We start from the raw sequence: 19,156 nt of genomic DNA, 5'->3' as shown, positions 1-19,156 counted from the left end.
ACCTCCCGACACACTTTCACCGCCTCCGATTTCCACGGAGGCGGGCGACCGGTCCGACGAGGCCCTCATGCTCGCCTATGCCAACGAAGGCGACATCGGCGCCTTCGATGCCCTGTACGCGCGCCACGAGATGCCGCTCTATCGCTTCGTGCGGCGCCTGCTGGGCGCGCAGGCGGCCGAGAGCGACGAGGTGTTCCAGGAAGCCTGGATCCGCGTCGTCGCGGCACGGGCGGGCTTCGCGCAGCAGTCGCTGGCCTGGCGCACCTGGGCCTTCGCCTTCGTCTGTGGGCTGGCGCTCGACCGCCTGGGCGCGAGCGGCCGCCAGGTCAGGTTCTTCCCGCCACGCAACGATGCCGACATCGATGCCGTCGACGAAGGCGCCGGCGCTGACGAGGGTCCGGACCTCGACGACAGGACCGATGCGGCCGATGGCGGCGTCGCCCGCTATCCGGCGCTCGACGATGCCGCCCTGTGGCGCGCCGCCGGACGCCGTCTGCTCGACGGCCTCAACGGCCTGCCCGCCGAGCAGCGCGCCATGCTGCTGCTGCGCCACGACCACGGCTTCACCACGCCGATGCTGGTCGACACGCTCGGCCTGCCGGTCGACACCGTGCGCAGCGGCCTGCGTCATGGCGCCCGGATCCTGCACGCGTGCATGCGGGACCCCGACAGCAGCGATGGCCAGGGCGCCGACCGGATGGAGAACCCCGCATGACCGACGAACGACAACCCGATCTCGACCCCACCTTCGATCCCGACCCGGTCTTCGGCGAAGCGGAGCCCACCGTGCATCCCGGCCATCCGGCCTTGCGCCGCGCGCTCGACCACGCTCCCGATCGCGGCCACGAGCCGACCGACGAACTGCGCCAGGCGATCCGGTCCTTCGCGCACGAATCGGTCGCGCCGTCGCTGCCTTCGGGGCGCGCGGGCCTGCGGAGTCGGCGTGCCGGGGAGGGCCCCACGGGCCTGGAAGCACGCACGCGCTCGCGTCGCAGCCGCCTGCTGCGCAACCTGGTCGTCGCCGCGCTGCTGGTCGTGATCGTGGCGGCGGTGACCTGGCATCGCGAGCCGGGGCCTTCCGGCTCGCGGCCCGCCACCCCGGCACCCGAGGCGGCCGCGCCATCGGCGGCGCCGACGGCTTCGGCCGCGAATGCGCCGACGCCGCCCGCCGAGACCGCGGCCTCCGCCGCGGTGGCCGCTGCCAGCGCGCCACCGGTCCTGTCGGAGGCGGAGAAGATCCTGTTCGCCCCGCGCGTCACGCTGCCGCCCAGCGAGCCACCGGCGCTGCCCGCGACGACGCCGACGCCGCCGTCGACGACGGCCAAGGCCGTGACGCCGGCCACGCCATCGACACCCTTGGCGTCCACGCCTTCATCGGCATCGCCGACGCCGACGCCGACTCAGCCGGCGACCGCGCCGATGGCGTCCTCCAGGACCCCGGTCCCGGCACTCCCATCCGCGGCGGTGCCGGTCCCGGAGGCCTCGGCCGGCGCCACGGCCGGACGCGCGCCGATGCCGTCCCCGACGACGACACCGCCCGGGGGCCGGGTCACGGCCTCGCTCGGCGCGGCGGGCGGCAGTCCGGTCGCCAAGCCGGCACCCGAGGCGCTGCCACCGGGGCCACCGACCTTCACGGCCCTGTCGCAATGGAACCAACTCACGATGACACGCGCCGATGGCAGCACCCGCCGGCGCTCCAAGGCCGACGCGCGCGAACTCGGCGCGCTGCTCGGTTCGGCGGCGCTGGCCGGTGGTGGCGCGGAGCCGGTCCGGGGCCGTGTCGACTGGCGGGTTAGCCTGGAACGCAACGGGCAGACGCTCGCGCGGGTGGAACTGGCCGGCAATCAGGTTCGCTGGATCGAGAACGGCGCCGCGCCGGGTGTCGGCACGCCGCCGCCAGGATCGCTCGACAGCGTGCGCGAGATGCTGGAGAACGTGTTCGACGAACCCGCGTCGGGTGCGGCGACGAGTGCCGTGCCGGCGGCCGGCAACAGGACCGCGCCGGTGCCGGTGGAAGTGCCGGCCCAGGGGCGCGGTAGCACGGCGGGTCGCTGAGCCGCGCGCGCCGGAAGGCCCCGGCGAGCCGGCCGTCCAGCGGAGCCGGTCCGTCGCGCCCGGCCCGGCTCAGTTGTGCGTGAACGCCGCCTTGCGCTTGTTGACGAAGGCGTCCATGCCTTCCTTCTGGTCGGCCGTCGCGAACAGCGCATGGAACAGACGGCGCTCGAACATGACGCCATCGGACAGGCCGCTCTCGAAGGCGCGGTTGACCGATTCCTTGGCCGCCATGACGGCGATCCGCGAGAAGTCGGCGATCACCAGGGCGGCACCGAGCGCCTCGTCGGCCAGCTTCTCGAAGGGGACGACGCGGCTGACCAGGCCGGCCCGCTCGGCTTCGGCGGCATCCATCATGCGGCCGGTCAGCGCCATGTCCATGGCCTTGCTCTTGCCCACCGCGCGCGGCAGGCGCTGCGTGCCGCCGGCGCCGGGAATGACGCCCAGCTTGATCTCGGGCTGGCCGAACTTCGCGTTGTCGGCGGCGATGATGAAGTCGCACATCATGGCCAGTTCGCAGCCGCCGCCCAGCGCGAAGCCGCTGACGGCGGCGATCACCGGCTTGCGGATCGAGCGGATGACTTCCCAGTTGCGGGTGATGTAGTCGCCCTTGTAGGCATCGACGAAGCTGAACCCGGCCATGGCGCCGATGTCGGCGCCGGCGGCGAACGCGCGCTCGCTGCCGGTGACGACGATGCAGCCGATGGCCTCGTTGGCATCGAAGGCCTGGAGCGCGGCGCCCAGTTCGGTCATGAGGGCGTCGTTCAGGGCGTTGAGCGCCTTCGGACGGTTCAGGGTGATGATGCCGACCTTGCCGGCCTCGGTGCGCACTTCGATGTTGTCGTAGCTCATGGTGTCTCCGTGGAGTGAGGGGAAAACGGGAACGGGGAAGGAGCGGGGACCGGGCGCGGCCGACGCGGGCCGACTCAGGCCGGCGCCGCCAGCCAGGTGCCGAGCCGGGCCGCGTCCTGCGCGAACAGGCGCCATGTCGTGGCGCCGGTCGGCAGCGTCAGTGGCAGCCGCAACAGGCGCCGGTCGCGCGCCACCAGCGCCACGACGCGCTCGCTCTCGCCGAGGTAGAGCGCCAGGTCGTCGAGCTTAGTCAGGCGCCAGCCCTGCACCGGCTGGCCCTTGGCGGCCGGATGCTCGATGCCGATCCACTCGTCGTTGGTGCTGAAGCCGGCGCGCTCGGCGGCGCCGCCGCGCAACACCACCTTGATCTGCACGCCGCCATTGGCCTCGGCCACGCGCAGGCCGAGTTCCTGCGCCCGTGCCGCCGGATCGTCCAGTGTCGCCACGCCATGGGCGCGCAGCAGGTCCGACAGCGGCAGTTCACCGGTGCCGTGGACCCAGGCCGCGAGCTCCTGCGCATACGGACGCCCGCCGACCGCCTCGAGCGCGGCGGCGATGGCCGCCTCGTCGATCGGGCCGCCACCGCTGTGCCGCCACAGGTGCCGCATGACGTCGTCGAGCGTGCCATGGCCTTCGCGGCGCAGCGTCAGGTCCAGGCACAGCGCGACCAGCGCGCCCTTGGTGTAGTAGCTGATGGTCTGGTTGGGCGTCTGCTCGTCCTGACGGTAGTACTTGACCCAGGCGTCGAAGCTGGCGTCGGCCACCGACTGCACGTGGCGCCCCGGTGCCTGCAGGACCTGGTTGATGGTCTTGTTGAGCAGGCGCAGGTAGGTCGTGTCGTCGATGCGGCCGGCGCGGCGCAGCAGCAGGTCGTCGTAGTAGCTGGTGAAGCCCTCGAAGAACCACAGCAGATGCGTGTAGTTCTCGCGGTCATAGTCGTAGCGCGCGAACTCGGCCGGTCGCAGGCGCTTGACGTTCCAGGTGTGGAAATACTCGTGGCTGATGAGACCCAGCAACGTGGTGTAGCCCTCGGGCTGCTTGCGGGCCTTCTTCTGCGGCAGGTCGCGCCGCGTGCAGATCAGGGCGGTGGAATGGCGATGCTCGAGGCCCCCATAGCCGTCGTCGACGGCGTTGAGCATGAAGACATAGCGGTCGTGAGGGGGTCGGGGCGCGCCGCGCCGGCGGCTCCTGCCGACGTCGGCGCCATGCCAGAAGCGCATCTGCGCCTCGCAGATGGCGCGCGCGTCGTCGATCAGGCGCGCGCCGTCGAAGGAGGGCGGCGCCCCCGCGACGACGAAGCGATGCGGCACGCCGCAGGCCTCGAAGTCGCCGCTCCAGAAGGCACCCATCTCGACCGGACTGTCGGCCAGTTCGTCGTAGTCGGTGGCGAGGTAGTGGCCGAAGCCCTGCGCGTCGCGGCGCTGCGGCACCAGCGCCGTGGCGCACGACCAGCGCGCCGTCCCGGCGGGCGTGGGCGGAGCGACGATCTCCAGCGCATGCGCGATGTCGGTGCGTCCCTCGACGCGCAGGCACAGGCTGGTGCCGTTGAAGAAGCCCCGGTCGGCGTCGAGCCAGGCGGTGCGCACCGAGTGGTCGTAGGCGCAGACCTCGTAGCGCAGCACCAGCGGCTTGCCGGGCGTCGCCTCGATGGTCCAGCTGTGCTTGTCGAGTTGCGTGACGGTGGCCGGGCGCCGGCCCTGCATCGCGCGCAGGTTCTGCAGGTTACGGGCGAATTCGCGCACCAGGTAGCTGCCCGGGATCCACACCGGCAGCGACACGCGCTGGGAGGCAGCGGGCGCATCGATGGTCAGCGTGACGGCGAAGAGATGCGCGTTGCGGTCGGCGCATTCGACGCGATAGCGCAGTCCCGGGACGGCGGAGGGGGCGGCGGGCGCGACGACGGCGGTCGCGGCGGCCCTGCTCATCGCTTGGGCGCCGCGGCGGCGGCCGCGGTCAGCTGCTTCTCGACCTGCGCCGACGGGATCGCGCCGGGCGCGCGCGTGCCGTCGCTGAAGATCAGCGTCGGCGTGCCGGTGATGTTGTGCTTGCGGCCGAACTCGATGTTGCGCTGCAGGGCGGCGGTGTCGCAGCCGGCGGCGGCGGCTTCGGGCCGGGTGCCGGCGGTCATCCAGTCGCTCCAGGTCTTGCCCTTGTCCTTGCTGCACCAGATGTCGCGCGACTTGGCGGTCGAATCCGGGCCGAGCACCGGATACAGGAACAGGTGCACGGTGACGTTGTCGACGTTCTTCAGGTCGCGCTCGAACTGCTTGCAATAGCCGCAGTTCGGATCCTCGAACACCGCCAGCTGCCGCTTGCCATTGCCGCGCACGATCTTGAAGGCATCCTTCAGGGGCAGCTTGTCGAAGTCGATCTGGCTCAGCTTCTCGACCCGTTCCTCGGTGAGGTTCTTGCGCGCCTGCACGTCGATCAGGTTGCCCTGCAGCAGGTAGGTGCCCTGTTCGTCGGCGTAGTAGATCTCGGTGTTGTTGATGCGCACCTCGTAGAGGCCCTCGACGGGACTCTTGCGGACCTCGTCGATCTTGGCGAACTGCGGGATCTGCGCGGCGAGATTCTTGCGGATCTCGGCTTCGCCCGCATGGGCGGCGAGCAGGCCGCTCGCGCCCAGGGCGGCGACGGTCAGGAGACAGCGGAGCAGGAGGGGGCGGAAAGGCTTCATCGAGGATCCAGTCGGGGAAGGGGTCGGGTGAGGAGGTCGCGGGGCCGGAGCCGATGCTCGGGGTGGGGAGTGAGGATGAAGGCGGTGGAGGCGTGGCGGACGGCGCGGGGGTCAGGCCCCCAGGCCCATGGCCTGGCGCGCGATCCACTGCTTGACCAGCCGCGTGCGGTCGAAGCCGCGCATGCCCCAGTTGCGCAGCGCCGGCAGCGGCTCGGCGCTCTGCGAGAAGAGCTGCTGGAGGCCGTCGGTGGCCAGGCTCATCGACAGCACGTCGGTGCGGCGCGAACGCTCGTAGCGGCGCAGCAGGCGCGCATCGCCGACGCCGCGCCAGTAGTCGCGCTCGCGGATGACGCGGGCCAGCATGGCGACATCGGCGAGGCCGAGGTTGAGGCCCTGGCCAGCCAGCGGGTGCACGGTGTGGGCGGCATCGCCGGCCAGCGCCCAGGCCTTGCCGGCGGCCGGATCGGCGGCATCGGTGGCGAAGCGGCCGGTCCAGCGGTCGGCGATGGCGCGCTGCAGCGGCCAAGCGGCGCGCTCGCTCGTGAGCGTGAACTCGCCGAGCGCGTCGTGGCTGGCCTCGCGCAGGGCGGCGGCGAATTCCTCCGGGCCCTGGGCCAGCAGGATCGGCGCGCGGAACTGGTCGACCGACCACACCAGGGCCAGCGCGCGGCTCGCGCCGGAGGTGAGCGGATCGTCGACGCCGTCGCTGCCGGCATCGGCGGCGCCCGGGGCGCCGGTCGCGGCCGCCGCGCCGAGCGGCAGCAGCGCCAGCACCTCGCCACGCGGGCCGAACCACTGGCGCGCGATGCCGCCATGCGGCCGCCGGGCGGTCAGGCGCGCGGCGATGGCGTGCTGCGGATAGGGCGTCACGTCGTAGCCCACGCCCAGGGCGTCGCGCGTCGTGCTGGTCTTGCCTTCGCAGACCACCGTGAGCGCGGCCGCGACGGGTGCCTCGACCACCTCGACCTGCGGCTGGAAACGCACCGCGTCGGTCAGCTGGCGCTCCAGCGCCGGCACGTCGACGATCCAGGCCAGGGCGTCGACCCGCTGCTGCGCGGCATCGAAGCTCACCTGGCCGCCGTCGTCGCCATGCACCCGCATCCCGCCGACCGGCGTGGCATGCGCCGCATCGGGCCAGGCGCGCAGCGATTCGAGCAGTGCCTTGGACGCCGTGTTGAGCGCATAGGCACGCACGTCGTCGTGGGCGTGGCCGGCGGCCGGAGACGTCGGTGCCACCAGCGCCACGCGCACGCGTTCGCGCGCCAGGAGCAGTGCCAGGGTGCGGCCGACGATGCCGCCGCCGCGAATGCAAACCTCGGGGGATAGTGCCATCGGGGCATTGTAGGAGGGGGGGTCCGGCGGGGACAATCGCGGCGTTCTTGCCCCTTCGACCCTCCGATTCCTCCCACCCGAGGTGCTCACGCGTGACTCTCCCCGCCACCGGCTCCGATGCTTCCGCCGTCTCCGATGTTTCCGAATCCGCCGCCTTCGATCTCCACGGCCGCATCGCGCGGCTGCTGGTCTATCCGGTCAAGTCCTGCGCCGGCGTCGACCTGCCCGAGGTGCTGCTGACCGAGACCGGTCTCGAGTTCGACCGCGCCTGGATGGTGGTCGATGCCGACGGCGTGTTCGTCAGCCAGCGCGAGCTGCCGCGCATGGTGCTGATCCGGCCGCAGCTCAGGCACTACGAGATGGTGCTGCGCGCGCCCGGCATGCTGGCGCTGCACGTGGCCTTCGACCGCGTCGAGCAGCCGGTGCGCGTGCGGGTCTGGAAGGACGAGGTCGCCGCCTACGACATGGGCGATGTCGCGGCGCAGTGGTTCAGCGACTTCCTCTCCGAACCCGGCGCGCCGCGGCGCCTGCGGCTGGTGCGCTTCGATCCGGCGCACCGCCGATTGTCCAATCCGAAATGGACCGGCGGCCTGGAGGCGCAGAACCAGTTCTCCGACGGCTTCGCCGTGCTGGTGACGAGCGAGGCATCGCTGGCCGAGCTCAACGCGCGCCTGGCCGCAGCTGGCCATGCCGCCGTCGGCATGGAGCGCTTCCGGCCCAACATCGTGCTCGGCGGCATCGAGTCGCACGACGAGGACCGCTTCGACCTGCTGCGCATCGCGACCGGTGGCGACCGGGACGCGCCGGCCGAACTGCGCCCCGCCAAGCCCTGCTCGCGCTGCCCGGTCCCGGACATCGATCCGGCCACCGCGCGCAGCAGCCCCGAAGTGGGCGACACGCTGCGCGGCTACCGCAGCGACGCGCGGGTCGGCGGCGCGATCACCTTCGGCATGAACGCGGTCGTCGTCTCCGGCATCGACCACCTGCTGCGGGTCGGGCAGGCGGTGCGGGCGAACTATGTCTTCGAATGACCCGGCGAGGGGTTTCGGCGACCGGGCGGCGGCGGCGTCCACCCGCGCCCTAAAATCGCCGGTTGATTCCAGAGGACATCCATGAGCTTGAAGTGCGGCATCGTCGGCCTGCCCAACGTCGGTAAATCAACCCTGTTCAACGCGCTGACCAAGGCCGGCATCGCGGCGGAGAACTATCCGTTCTGCACCATCGAGCCGAACGTCGGCGTGGTCGAAGTGCCCGATCCGCGGCTCGCGGCGCTGAGCGAGATCGTCCAGCCCGAGCGCATCGTGCCGGCGATCGTCGAATTCGTCGACATCGCCGGCCTGGTGGCCGGCGCCAGCACCGGCGAGGGCCTGGGCAACAAGTTCCTCGCCCACATCCGCGAGACCGACGCCACGGTCAACGTGGTGCGCTGCTTCGAGGACGACAACGTGATCCACGTCGCCGGCAAGGTCGACCCGATCTCCGACATCGAGGTGATCCAGACCGAGCTCTGCCTGGCCGACCTGGCCACGGTCGAGAAGGCATTGCACCGCCACACCAAGGTGGCCCGCTCGGGCGACAAGGAGGCGCAGAAGCTGGTCGGCCTGCTCGAGCGCTGCCAGGCGGCACTCAACGAGAACACGCCGGTGCGGGCGCTCTCCTTCACCAAGGAGGAGCAGCCGCTGGTCCGGTCGTTCACGCTGATCACGGCCAAGCCGGCGATGTTCGTCGCCAACGTGGCCGAGGACGGCTTCGAGAACAACCCCTTCCTCGATCGCCTGACCGAGTACGCCACCCGGCAGAACGCGCCCGTGGTGGCGATCTGCGCCAAGATCGAGGCCGAACTCTCGGAGATGGACGACGAGGACAAGGCGATGTTCCTGGCCGAGATCGGCCAGGAGGAACCCGGCCTGAACCGCCTGATCCGCGCGGCCTACCGGCTCCTGGGCCTGCAGACCTACTTCACCGCCGGCGTGAAGGAGGTGCGCGCCTGGACCATCCACGTCGGTGACACCGGTCCGCAGGCGGCCGGCGTGATCCACACCGATTTCGAGAAGGGCTACATCCGCGCCCAGACCATCGCCTATGCCGACTTCGTCGCCTTCAAGGGTGAGCAGGGTGCCAAGGACGCCGGCAAGATGCGCGCCGAAGGCAAGGAGTACGTCGTCAAGGATGGCGACGTGATGAACTTCCTGTTCAGTTCCTGAGCGGTCGCCCCGCTCAGAAGGTCACGCCGGCGATCAGCACGATGTTGGCGTAGGGCGAGCATTCGCCCGTGCGGACGACCGCCTTGGCGCGCGCGCTCAGGCGCTTGAACTCGTCGTGCGGCAGGGTCTCGGGCACCAGGGTGCCGAGCTGGCCCTCGCACCACGCCGGCAGCGCGCCGCCGGTGGCGTCGAGCGCCTCGCGCGCGATCACGGCGCGTTCCACCTGCATCTCCGTCAGCACCACGCGCAGCACGTCGGCGACGCGCGGGATGCCCGGCGTCAGTGCCAGGTCGATGCGCAGCGGTCCGTCGGGCACCGGCAGGCCGGCATCGCCGATCACGACCATGTCGCCATGGCCGAGTGCGGCGATGGTGCGGGAGAGTTCGGCGTGGAGGAGGGCGGTGCGTTTCACAGGACGATCCAGTCGGGGGGTAGGGGACCGCGCAGCACGTCGTCGCGCCACGGGATGGAAGGCTGCGCCCCGGGCCGCGTGACGCACAGCGCGCCGGCGCGGATGCCCAGGCGCACGGCGGCATCGAAGTCGGCGTCGTCGCGCGCCAGCGCCACGGCCAGCGCGCCCAGGAAGGTGTCGCCAGCGGCGGTGGTGTCGACGGCGGTGACCTTCGGGGCCGTGTGATGGCGCGCGCCATTGGCGTCGATGGCCACGGCGCCGCGCGAGCCCAGCGTCACGACCACGCGCGCCACGCCCAGCCGCCGCAGCGCCCGTCCGGCGGCGGCGGCCTCTCCGGGGGAATCGGCGGCCAGGCCGCTGAGCATGGCGGCCTCGACCTCGTTGACCACCAGCGTGTCGATCAGCGGCCACCAGGCGATGTCGACGGGTTGCGCCGGCGACGGATTGAGCAGCACCTTGCAGCCGCCGCGCCGGGCCGCGTGGAGCGCGCGCTCGACCTGCGCGATCGGCGTCTCGAACTGGGCGATCAGGAAATCCGCGTCGCTCAGCGCTCGGGCGAGCGCGTCCTCGTCGACCACCACCCGGGCGTTCGCGCCGGCCACGACGACGATCCGGTTCTGCCCGGCATCGTCGACCATCACCAGCGCGGTGCCGGTGGGCTCGGTGGCGTCGATGGCGACGGCCGTGGTGTCGATGCCGTCGCGCGTCAGCGCCTCGCGCAGCGCGCGGCCGTCGCCGTCGTCGCCCACGCAGCCCACCAGCCGCACGTGGGCGCCCTGGCGCGCGCAGCCGACGGCCTGGTTGCCGCCCTTGCCGCCGGGGATGTGGTGGATCGAGCGGCCCTGCAGGGTCTCGCCGGCCGCTGGCGCGTGCGGCACGCGCAGCACCAGGTCCATGTTGAGGCTGCCGAGGACCACGATGCGCGGCGTGTCGGCGGAGGGAGTCGGAAGGGTCACGATGTGCGGGAGGAGGTCGGGGAGGAAGTCCGCGCGGCCGCCCTGGCCGCCGCCGCGTGGCGCGCGGTCGCGGTGGAGGCGCGCACGCGCAGTTCGGGCTGCAGCATCACCTTGCGCGCCTCGTGCCGTCGGCCGCTCAGGCGCTCGATCAGCAGGTCGACCGCCAGGGCGCCGATGCGCTCCTTGGGTTGCGCCACGGTGGTCAGCGGCGGGCTGGTGTAGGCCGCGAGTTCGATGTCGTCGAAGCCGACGAGCGAGAGGTCCTCGGGCACGCGCACCGCGCGTTCGTGCGCGGCGCGCAAGGCGCCGATGGCCATGAGGTCGTTGCAGACGAAGACCGCCGAGGGCCGCCGCATCGCGTCGGGCTCGTCGTCCAGGATGGCGCGCATCGCCTCGTAGCCGCCCTGGCTGGTGAAGCCGCCGCGCCGCAGCGGCGGGATCGCCGACGGCGCGACGCCAGCCGCGGCCAGCGCCTCGCGCCAGCCTTCCACGCGTTGCTCGCCGGCGATCACGTGGGCCGGCCCGGCGATGCAGGCGATGCGCCGGTGGCCCAGCGCCAGCAGGTGCCGCACGGCGAGCAGGGCGCCTTCCCTGTGCGCGGTCTCGACCATGTCGCAGCCGGGATCGCCGATCTCGCGGTCGAGCAGCACGGTGGGCATCTTCAGGCCGTGGAGCTGGGCCACGAGGGCATCGTCGTCGCCGGTGGACACCACGATCAGGCCATCGATGCGGCGTTCGGCCAGCACCGTCAGGTAGACGCTCTGGCGCTTGGGCGCGTCGTCGGTGTTGCACAGGATCAGCGCATAGCCGCTGGCGAAGCAGCGATCCTCGACCGCCCGCACGATCTCGGCGAAATACGGGTTCGAGCTGTTGGGGATCAGCATGCCCAGCGTGCGGGTGGTGTTGCTCTTGAGGCTGCGCGCCACGGCGCTGGGCACGTAGCCCAGCGTCCGGATCGCCTCGTCCACCCGGGCGCGCACCGCCGCGCTGACCGGGCGGGTGGTGTTGACCACATGCGACACGGTGGTGACCGACACCCCCGCGCGCGATGCGACGTCCCTGATGGTGGCCATGGCCCGCCGGTCAGTGGCCGCCGGCGCGGCGGTCGGCGCGGCGCTGGCGCAGCGTGTCGATGATCACGGCCACCACGATGACCGCGCCGGTGATGATCCGCTTGCTCGGCTCGCTGGCGCCGACCTGCGCCAGGCCGGCTTCGAGCACCGCGATGATCAGCACGCCGAAGAAGGTGTTGACCACCGAGCCGCGACCGCCCATCAGGCTGGTGCCGCCGATGACCACGGCCGCGATCACCTGCAGTTCGATGCCCACGCCCGCGTTCGGGTCGGCCGCCTCCAGCCGGGCCGACTGCATCAGGCCGGCGAGTCCGGCGAGCAGGCCGGTCAGCGCGAACACGATGATGCGGATCGGCCGCGGGTCCACGCCCGCCAGGCGCATCGCTTCCTCGTTGGTGCCGATGCCCACGACATGGCGGCCGAAGACCGTGCGCGTGAGCACCGCCTGGCCGATCACGACCAGCGCCACCGCCAGCACGAAGGCCACCGAGATGCCGCCGATCCAGGGCGCGGCCAGGCCGGAGATGGCATCGCCCACGTACTGCGTGCGCGAGTCGGTCACCAGGTAGGCGCCGCCGCGCACCGCCTCGAGCATGCCCAGCGAGACGATGAAGGATGGCAGCCGCCAGGCCACCGAGACGGCGCCGGTGACGGCGCCGCAGGCCAGGCCGGTGGCCAGCCCGAGCGCGGCGGCGGCCGGCACGCTCCACTTCAGCTGCAGGATCGCGGCGGCCGTCGCCGCGGCGCTGAGCGCCAGGACCGAGCCGACCGACAGGTCGATGCCGGCGATCACCAGCACGAAGGTCATGCCCACCGCCATCACGGCCAGCGCCGGGATCTCGTTGGCGATGGTGATGAAGGTCTCGCGCGTGAGGAAGTAGTCGCTCAGGCTGCCGAACAGGGCGATCATGCCGATCAGCACGGCGGCCAGGCCGAGGTAGGTGCCGAGCTGGCCGCGCAGCGCGGAGCGCCGGGCCGGCGTGGCGCCGGCGGTGTCGGGCGAGGGATGGGGCGGGGCGGTCGTCGTCATGGCGTCTGGGAGGGGGTGACGGCCGAGGGCGTCGGCACGGGGGAAACATCGGACACCGGGGCGGCGGCGGCCGTGGTCGGCGCGGCATCGCTGAAGGCCGCGGCCAGCAGCGACTGCTCGGTCCAGGCGCCGCGCTCAAACACCGCTACCAGGCGGCCGGCGCTCATCACGCCGATGCGATCGCACATCGCCATGAGTTCGCGCAGGTCGCTCGACACCATCAGCACGGCCTTGCCGGCATCGGTCATGCGGTCGATCTCGGCATAGAGGTCGGCGCGCGCGCCGACGTCGACGCCGCGCGTGGGCTCGTCGAGCAGCAGGACGCGGCATTCGCGATGCAGCCAGCGCGCGAACACCACCTTCTGCTGGTTACCGCCGCTCAGCGTGGAGACCGGCTGCTCGATGCTGTGCGAGCGCACGCGCAGCCGCTCGACCAGCCGCTGGGCGATGCCGCGCTCCAGCGCCGGACGCAGCCAGCCGGCGCGCGCGACGGCGCGCAGGTCGCTCAGCGTGGTGTTGACGCGGATCGACTGCGCCAGCAGCAGGCCCTGCGACTTGCGGTCCTCGGTCACGAGGCCGATGCCGGCGCGGATCGCCTGCAGCGGCGAGCGCCAGTTCGGCGTCACGCGCTGCGCGACGTCGGCGGCACCGGCCGCATGCAGCGTGATCGCGCCCCGGTCGGCCCGGTCGGCGCCGAACAGCAGGCGCACCAGCTCCGTGCGGCCCGAGCCGACGAGGCCGGCCAGGCCCATGACCTCGCCGGCGTGCAATGAGAGGTCGACGTCGCGCACCGCGTTCGCGCGGCCGATGCCGTGCGCGCGCATCAGCACCGGTCCGGCGACACGGCGCGGCCGGCCCTCGTGTTCGTGCACGGCGCGTCCGACCATGCGCTCGACCAGCTCCGATTCGCGCACGCCGGCCATCGGCCGCACGTCGACCAGGCGGCCGTCGCGCAGCACCGCGACCCGGTCGGCGATGCGCTGGAGTTCCTCCAGCCGGTGCGAGACATAGACGATCGCGACGCCGCGGGACTTGAGCCGCTCGATCTGCGCGAACAGGTGCGTGGTCTCGCGCGGCGTCAGCATGGCGGTCGGCTCGTCGAGCACCAGCACGCGCGTGTCGTCCTGCAGGTTGCGCGCGATCTCCACCATCTGCTGCTGGCCGATGCCCAGGGTGGCGACCAGCGTGCCGGGGTCGATGCCCTGCATGCCGATCTTGGCGAGCTGCGTGGCGGCGCGGGCGTGGAGTTCCTTGCGGCGCAGCCAGCCGCCGTTGTGGGGCAGCCGGTCGAGCAGCAGGTTCTCGGCCACCGACAGGGTCGACACCAGGCCGAGTTCCTGCATCACCATGCGCACGCCCTGGCGCTCGGCATCGCGCCGCGAGCCGGGCGCGAAGGGCCGGCCGTCGAGCCGCATCTGGCCGCGCGTGGCCTGCACCAGGCCGCAGACGATCTTCGACAGCGTGCTCTTGCCCGCGCCGTTCTCGCCGGTGAGCGCCAGCACCTCGCCCGCGCGCAGGTCGAGCGTGACCGCGTCGAGCACCGGCGCCGCGTAGTCCTTGCCGACCCTGTCGATCGAGAGCACCGGCGTGGCGGTGCCGGACCCGCCGACGGCGGCCGGGGAAGGGGCGAAGACGTGCGAGGGCATGGTCCGCGGAGGCCTTACTTGGCGTCCTTGGTGACCAGCACCACGTCGGTCTTGACCGTCGCGGGCATGGCCGACTGCGGCTTCTTCTCGGCGATCGCCTTGAGCGCGGTCTCGATGCCGAAGACGGCCTGCTTGGCGGCGAACTGGTCGGCGGTGGCGAGCACGCGGCCGTCCTTGAGCATCGGCTTGATGGCGTTGATGTTGTCGTAGCCCACGACCTGGACCTTGCCGGTCTTGCCGGCCGCCTTGACCGCCGCGACCGCGCCCAGCGCCATGCTGTCGTTGCCCGCCAGCAGCGCCTTCAGGTCGGGATGCTCGCGCAGCATGCCGGCGGCCACCGTGTTGCCCTTGTCGATCTCCCACTGGCCCGACTGCACGCCCACCACCGTGATGCCGGCGGCCTTCATGGCGTCCTGGTAGCCCAGGGTGCGCTGCTGCGCGTTGAAGGTGGTCGAGACGCCTTCGATGATGCCGACCTTGTCGCCCGCCTTCAGGTCCTTGGCCAGGTAGTCGCCCACCAGCTTGGCGCCGGCGCGGTTGTCCGGGCCGACGAAGGGCACGACGATGTTCTTCTCCTTGAGCGCGGCGGCATCGAACTGGTTGTCGATGTTGACCACCAGGATGCCCTTGTCGATCGCCGCCTTGACCACCGGCACCAGCGCCTTCGAATCGGCCGGGGCGATGACGAGCGCGTTGATGCGCTGCGCCACCATCTGCTCGACCATCTTGATCTGCGCGGCCGTGTCGGTCTCGTCCTTGATGCCGTTGGCCACCAGCGTGTAGTCGCCGGCATGGGCCTTCTGATGCGCCTTGGCGCCATCCTCCATGGTGCGGAAGAACTCGTTGGCGAGCGATTTCATGACCAGGGCGACCTTGGGCTTGTCCTGGGCGAGCGCGGGCGAGCCGGCGATGGTGCCCAGCACGGTCAGGGCGATGGCATGGCGAAAGGTGCGGCGGGTGATTGGCATGGCGTCTCCGTCAGGGATTGAATGACCGGCGCGACCGGCCGGGACGGCGATTCTAAGTAAGGCAAACGTTTGCGCAAACGTTTGCGCGTCGGCATTTACCCTGAGGGATGCGAGGTCCGCAGGGTATCGGGGAGGGGGTCGAGACCCGGGTGGCGCGAGAAAACGGGACTCCGCGCGGGAGTCCGGACTCACTCGGGAAACATGTAGAGCAGCGCGAATGTCATCGTCACATAGCGCGCCAGCTTGCCGATCGCCATGTAGCCGGTGCAGCGCCAGAACGGCATCTTCAGCCAGCCGGCCACGGCGCACAGCGGATCACCCACCAGCGGCAGCCAGCTCAGCAGACAGGCCTTGGGGCCGAGCCGCTCGAGCCAGCCGAGCACGCGCACGTGATGCTTCGAATGGGAGTACTTGTCGGCCACCTGGTGGGCGCCATAGCCCATCCACCAGGTCACCATGCCGCCGAGCGTGTTGCCCAGGGTGGCGATGGCGATGGCCGACCACAGCATGTCCGGATTGAGCTTGAGGAGGCCGAAGAGGATCGGCTCCGAGCCCACCGGGACCAGCGTCGCCGACACGAAGGCGGCGATGAAGACGGTGGAAAGTCCATATTCAGGCAGCGCCAGCAGCGCCAAGAGGGAGTCGAGCCAGGCTTGCATGTGCGCCGCAGTATAGGAACGCCTCCACCGCGCCCGCGTCGGAGGGCGCGCCGCTTGCCGGGGAGCGGCGCGACCGAGGCCGTGGGGCACAAATCATTTCACTCTCCGGAATGTGAACTCGTTAGAATCGTGCCTCATTTTTCAGCAGCGACCCGCTCGCTTTCCTCTTCCTCCCACCATGCAGATCGGCACCATCGCGCTGGAGAACCGTCTTTTCGTCGCGCCCATGGCGGGCGTCACGGACCGGCCGTTCCGCAGCCTGTGCCGATCGCTCGGCGCGGGCTACGCGGTCAGCGAGATGGTGACGTCGCGCCGCGATCTCTGGCACACGCTCAAGACCTCGCGGCGGGCCGACCACGCCGGCGAGCCCGGTCCGATCTCGGTGCAGATCGCCGGCACCGACGCCGACATGATGGCCGACGCGGCGCGCTACAACATCGAGCGCGGCGCCCAGATCATCGACATCAACATGGGTTGTCCGGCCAAGAAGGTCTGCAACAAGTGGGCCGGCTCGGCGCTGATGCGCGACGAGCCGCTGGCGCTGGAGATCGTGCGGGCCGTGGTCGACGCCGCCGCCCCGCACGGCGTGCCGGTGACGCTCAAGATGCGCACCGGCTGGAGCGCCGATCACCGCAACGCCGTCAAGCTGGCGCGCGACTTCGAGGCCGCCGGCGTGCAGATGCTCACCGTGCATGGTCGCACGCGCGAGCAGGGCTACAAGGGCAGCGCCGAATACGACACCATCGCCGCCGTCAAGGCCGCCGTGCGGGTGCCGGTGGTGGCCAACGGCGACATCACGACGCCCGAGAAGGCGCGCGACGTGCTGGCCGCGACCGGCGCCGATGCCGTGATGATCGGCCGCGCGGCGCAGGGTCGGCCCTGGATCTTCCGCGAGATCGCGCATTTCCTCGCGACCGGCACGCACCTTGCGCCGCCGCTCGTCGCCGAGGTGCGCCGCCTGCTGCTGGACCACCTGCGCGAGCACTACGCGCTCTATGGCGACTACAGCGGCGTGCGCACCGCGCGCAAGCACATCGGCTGGTACGTGCGCGCATTGCCCGGCGGCGAGGACTTCCGCGCCACCATGAACGCCATCGAGGATTGCGAGGCGCAGTGGCAGGCGGTGTCGGATTATTTCGAGACGCTGGCGCGCCGCATGGAACGCATCCCGGTCCATCGCGACATCGCGACACCGGATGCCGACGACACCGATCCGGACGAGGAGGCCGCCACCGCGGCCACGCAGTGAGCGTCGTGGGCGGCGGCCGACCGGGCCGACCACAACGACAGAACCAACAACAGGCCTCGAGCACATGAGCAAGAAGAACATCGACGAGTGCGTCAGGAACAGCCTCGAAATCTATTTCCGCGATCTCCACGGGATCGAACCCGACGGCATGTACGACATGCTGGTGCGGGTGGTGGAGAAACCCCTGCTGGAGGTCGTCATGGCGCGCGCCGAAGGCAACCAGTCGCGCGCCGCGCAATGGCTCGGACTCAACCGCAACACGCTGCGCAAGAAGCTCGTCGACCACAAATTAATCAAGTAAGCCCCCAGGCTGCGCGCACTGCGTGTCGCTTCGCCCACCCCCTTGCAGGGGGCGCTGCCGGCGGCCCGGCAGAGCCGGTTCTGCGGCAGCCCTGGCCTTCGTGCCCCCCATTTCCATCGCATCAACCGAGAACTTCCCTTCATGGCATCGACCGCACTCCTCTCCGTCTCCGACAAGACCGGCATTCTCGAATTCGCCCAGGCGCTGCACGGGCTGGGCATCAAGCTCCTGTCGACCGGCGGGACCGCGAAGCTGCTGGCCGATGCCGGTCTGCCCGTCACCGAGGTGGCCGACCACACCGGCTTCCCCGAGATGCTCGACGGCCGCGTGAAGACCCTGCATCCCAAGATCCATGGCGGCCTGCTGGCGCGGCGCGACCTGCCGGCCCACGTCGCCGCCATCGAGGCGCACGGCATCGACACCATCGACCTGCTGGTGGTGAATCTCTATCCGTTCGAGGCCACCGTCGCCCGGCCCGGCTGCACGCTGGAGGACGCGATCGAGAACATCGACATCGGCGGCCCGGCCATGGTGCGCAGCGCCGCCAAGAACTGGAAGGACGTCGGCGTGCTGACCGATGCCTCGCAATACGCCACCGCCCTGGCCGAGCTGAAGGCCGACGGCCGCCTGAGCGAGCGCACCAAGTTCGGTTTCTCCGTGGCCGCCTTCAACCGCATCGCCGACTACGACGGCGCCATCAGCGACTACCTCTCGGCGATCGACTTCGAGGCCAGCGCCGGCCAGGCCGCGCCGGTGCGCGCGGCGTTCCCGGCGCAGTCCAACGGCCGCTTCGTCAAGCTGCAGGACCTGCGCTATGGCGAGAACCCGCACCAGCAGGCCGCGTTCTATCGCGACCTGCATCCGGCGCCCGGCTCGCTGGTCACCGCCCGGCAGCTGCAGGGCAAGGAACTGAGCTACAACAACATCGCCGACGCCGATGCCGCCTGGGAGTGCGTCAAGAGCTTCGACGTGCCGGCCTGCGTCATCGTCAAGCACGCCAATCCGTGCGGCGTGGCCATCGGAGCCGATGCGCTGGAAGCCTATGGCAAGGCCTTCAGGACCGATCCGACCTCGGCCTTCGGCGGCATCATCGCCTTCAACCGGCCGGTCGACGCGGCCGCCGCGCAGGCCGTGAGCAAGCAGTTCGTCGAGGTGCTGATGGCGCCCGCCTTCACACCCGAGGCGCTCGCCGTGTTCAAGGCCAAGGCCAATGTGCGCGTGCTGGAGATCGCGCTGCCCGCGCTCGGCGCCTCCGACTGGGACAACGGCCGCAACGCCATGGACGTCAAGCGCGTCGGCTCCGGTCTGCTGATGCAGACGGCCGACAACCGCGTGCTGGCCGAGAGCGAGCTCAAGGTCGTGAGCAAGCGCCAGCCGACGCCCGAGCAGCTGCAGGACCTGCTGTTCGCCTGGAAGGTCGCCAAGTACGTCAAGAGCAACGCCATCGTGTTCTGCGCCGGCGGCATGACGATGGGCGTCGGCGCGGGCCAGATGAGCCGGCTCGATTCGGCGCGCATCGCCAGCATCAAGGCCGAGCATGCCGGTCTCTCGCTGAAGGACACGGCGGTCGCGAGCGATGCCTTCTTCCCGTTCCGCGATGGCCTGGACGTGGTGGTCGATGCCGGTGCCAGCTGCGTCATCCAGCCAGGCGGCTCGATGCGCGACCAGGAGGTGATCGACGCGGCCGACGAGCGCGGCGTGGTGATGGTGCTCTCCGGCGTGCGCCACTTCCGGCATTGAACCCG

General features: G+C 71.2%; 18 protein-coding genes. 7 read left to right on the top strand and 11 right to left on the bottom strand.

Annotation, left to right across the window (positions count from 1 at the left end; all coding sequences use genetic code 11):
* Positions 1–67: 67 nt before the first annotated feature.
* Both AC1MLT_RS10185 and AC1MLT_RS10180 read left to right on the top strand, forming a co-directional pair.
* The gene (locus tag AC1MLT_RS10185; protein ID WP_481032167.1) at positions 68–715 is read left to right on the top strand and encodes a sigma-70 family RNA polymerase sigma factor; all 648 of its coding nucleotides are present in this window, start codon (positions 68–70) and stop codon (positions 713–715) included.
* Positions 712–2,055, top strand: a complete 1,344-nt coding sequence (locus AC1MLT_RS10180) for a hypothetical protein (RefSeq protein WP_481032166.1) — start codon at positions 712–714, stop codon at positions 2,053–2,055. Before AC1MLT_RS10185 ends, AC1MLT_RS10180 begins: the two co-directional genes overlap by 4 nt.
* A 69-nt stretch (positions 2,056–2,124) precedes the next feature.
* Here AC1MLT_RS10180 and AC1MLT_RS10175 read toward each other — a convergent pair whose 3' ends face one another.
* The 4 genes from AC1MLT_RS10175 to AC1MLT_RS10160 all read right to left on the bottom strand — a co-directional run bounded on the left by AC1MLT_RS10175 (position 2,125) and on the right by AC1MLT_RS10160 (position 6,913).
* Positions 2,125–2,904, bottom strand: a complete 780-nt coding sequence (locus AC1MLT_RS10175; RefSeq protein ID WP_481032165.1) for an enoyl-CoA hydratase — start codon at positions 2,902–2,904, stop codon at positions 2,125–2,127.
* 74 nt (positions 2,905–2,978) lie between these two features.
* Positions 2,979–4,829, bottom strand: coding sequence for a M61 family metallopeptidase (locus AC1MLT_RS10170; RefSeq protein WP_481032164.1), 1,851 nt, complete (start codon positions 4,827–4,829; stop codon positions 2,979–2,981).
* A complete protein-coding gene (locus AC1MLT_RS10165) occupies positions 4,826–5,581 on the bottom strand; it encodes a DsbC family protein (RefSeq protein ID WP_481032163.1) in 756 nt (251 codons plus the stop codon). The genes AC1MLT_RS10170 and AC1MLT_RS10165 overlap by 4 nt, the downstream gene beginning before the upstream one ends.
* 111 nt (positions 5,582–5,692) lie before the next feature.
* Entirely contained in the window at positions 5,693–6,913 is a 1,221-nt protein-coding gene (locus tag AC1MLT_RS10160; RefSeq protein WP_481032162.1) for an FAD-dependent monooxygenase, read from the bottom strand.
* Positions 6,914–7,005: 92 nt separating this feature from the next.
* Between AC1MLT_RS10160 and AC1MLT_RS10155 the strand changes: the two genes are divergently transcribed.
* Entirely contained in the window at positions 7,006–7,944 is a 939-nt protein-coding gene (locus tag AC1MLT_RS10155) for an MOSC domain-containing protein (protein WP_481032161.1), read from the top strand.
* Positions 7,945–8,025: 81 nt separating this feature from the next.
* Positions 8,026–9,117, top strand: coding sequence for a redox-regulated ATPase YchF (gene ychF / locus AC1MLT_RS10150; protein WP_481032160.1), 1,092 nt, complete (start codon positions 8,026–8,028; stop codon positions 9,115–9,117).
* A gap of 13 nt (positions 9,118–9,130) precedes the next feature.
* Here ychF and rbsD read toward each other — a convergent pair whose 3' ends face one another.
* From rbsD to AC1MLT_RS10115, 7 genes are all read right to left on the bottom strand, one after another.
* Positions 9,131–9,529: a D-ribose pyranase gene (gene rbsD / locus AC1MLT_RS10145; RefSeq protein WP_481032159.1), complete on the bottom strand. Its 399-nt coding sequence runs from the start codon at positions 9,527–9,529 to the stop codon at positions 9,131–9,133.
* A complete protein-coding gene (gene rbsK, locus AC1MLT_RS10140) occupies positions 9,526–10,485 on the bottom strand; it encodes a ribokinase (protein ID WP_481032158.1) in 960 nt (319 codons plus the stop codon). The genes rbsD and rbsK overlap by 4 nt, the downstream gene beginning before the upstream one ends.
* Positions 10,482–11,558: a LacI family DNA-binding transcriptional regulator gene (locus tag AC1MLT_RS10135; protein ID WP_481032157.1), complete on the bottom strand. Its 1,077-nt coding sequence runs from the start codon at positions 11,556–11,558 to the stop codon at positions 10,482–10,484. The genes rbsK and AC1MLT_RS10135 overlap by 4 nt, the downstream gene beginning before the upstream one ends.
* A gap of 10 nt (positions 11,559–11,568) precedes the next feature.
* Positions 11,569–12,588 (bottom strand): ABC transporter permease, encoded by a 1,020-nt coding sequence (locus tag AC1MLT_RS10130; protein ID WP_481032156.1) that lies wholly within the window; start codon positions 12,586–12,588, stop codon positions 11,569–11,571.
* Positions 12,585–14,234 carry a sugar ABC transporter ATP-binding protein gene (locus tag AC1MLT_RS10125; RefSeq protein WP_481032155.1) on the bottom strand — a complete coding sequence of 550 codons (1,650 nt, stop codon included), beginning with the start codon at positions 14,232–14,234 and terminating at the stop codon, positions 12,585–12,587. The genes AC1MLT_RS10130 and AC1MLT_RS10125 overlap by 4 nt, the downstream gene beginning before the upstream one ends.
* Before the next feature lie 14 nt (positions 14,235–14,248).
* Positions 14,249–15,202 (bottom strand): substrate-binding domain-containing protein, encoded by a 954-nt coding sequence (locus tag AC1MLT_RS10120; protein WP_481032154.1) that lies wholly within the window; start codon positions 15,200–15,202, stop codon positions 14,249–14,251.
* A gap of 188 nt (positions 15,203–15,390) precedes the next feature.
* Entirely contained in the window at positions 15,391–15,861 is a 471-nt protein-coding gene (locus tag AC1MLT_RS10115; RefSeq protein ID WP_481032153.1) for a YqaA family protein, read from the bottom strand.
* Between the two features lie 178 nt (positions 15,862–16,039).
* Here AC1MLT_RS10115 and dusB point away from each other — a divergent pair, with 178 nt between their 5' ends.
* The 3 genes from dusB to purH all read left to right on the top strand — a co-directional run bounded on the left by dusB (position 16,040) and on the right by purH (position 19,151).
* Positions 16,040–17,110, top strand: coding sequence for a tRNA dihydrouridine synthase DusB (gene dusB / locus AC1MLT_RS10110; protein ID WP_481032152.1), 1,071 nt, complete (start codon positions 16,040–16,042; stop codon positions 17,108–17,110).
* A gap of 64 nt (positions 17,111–17,174) precedes the next feature.
* On the top strand, positions 17,175–17,411 hold the full coding sequence (locus tag AC1MLT_RS10105) for a Fis family transcriptional regulator (protein ID WP_429595936.1): 237 nt from the start codon (positions 17,175–17,177) through the stop codon (positions 17,409–17,411).
* Between the two features lie 141 nt (positions 17,412–17,552).
* Positions 17,553–19,151, top strand: a complete 1,599-nt coding sequence (purH, locus tag AC1MLT_RS10100; RefSeq protein WP_481032151.1) for a bifunctional phosphoribosylaminoimidazolecarboxamide formyltransferase/IMP cyclohydrolase — start codon at positions 17,553–17,555, stop codon at positions 19,149–19,151.
* Positions 19,152–19,156 lie beyond the last annotated feature (5 nt).

This window comes from Variovorax sp. PEI5, from assembly GCF_056679935.1.
Note: the sequence above shows the minus strand (reverse complement) of the source record. Positions and strands in the feature narration are given on the sequence as shown.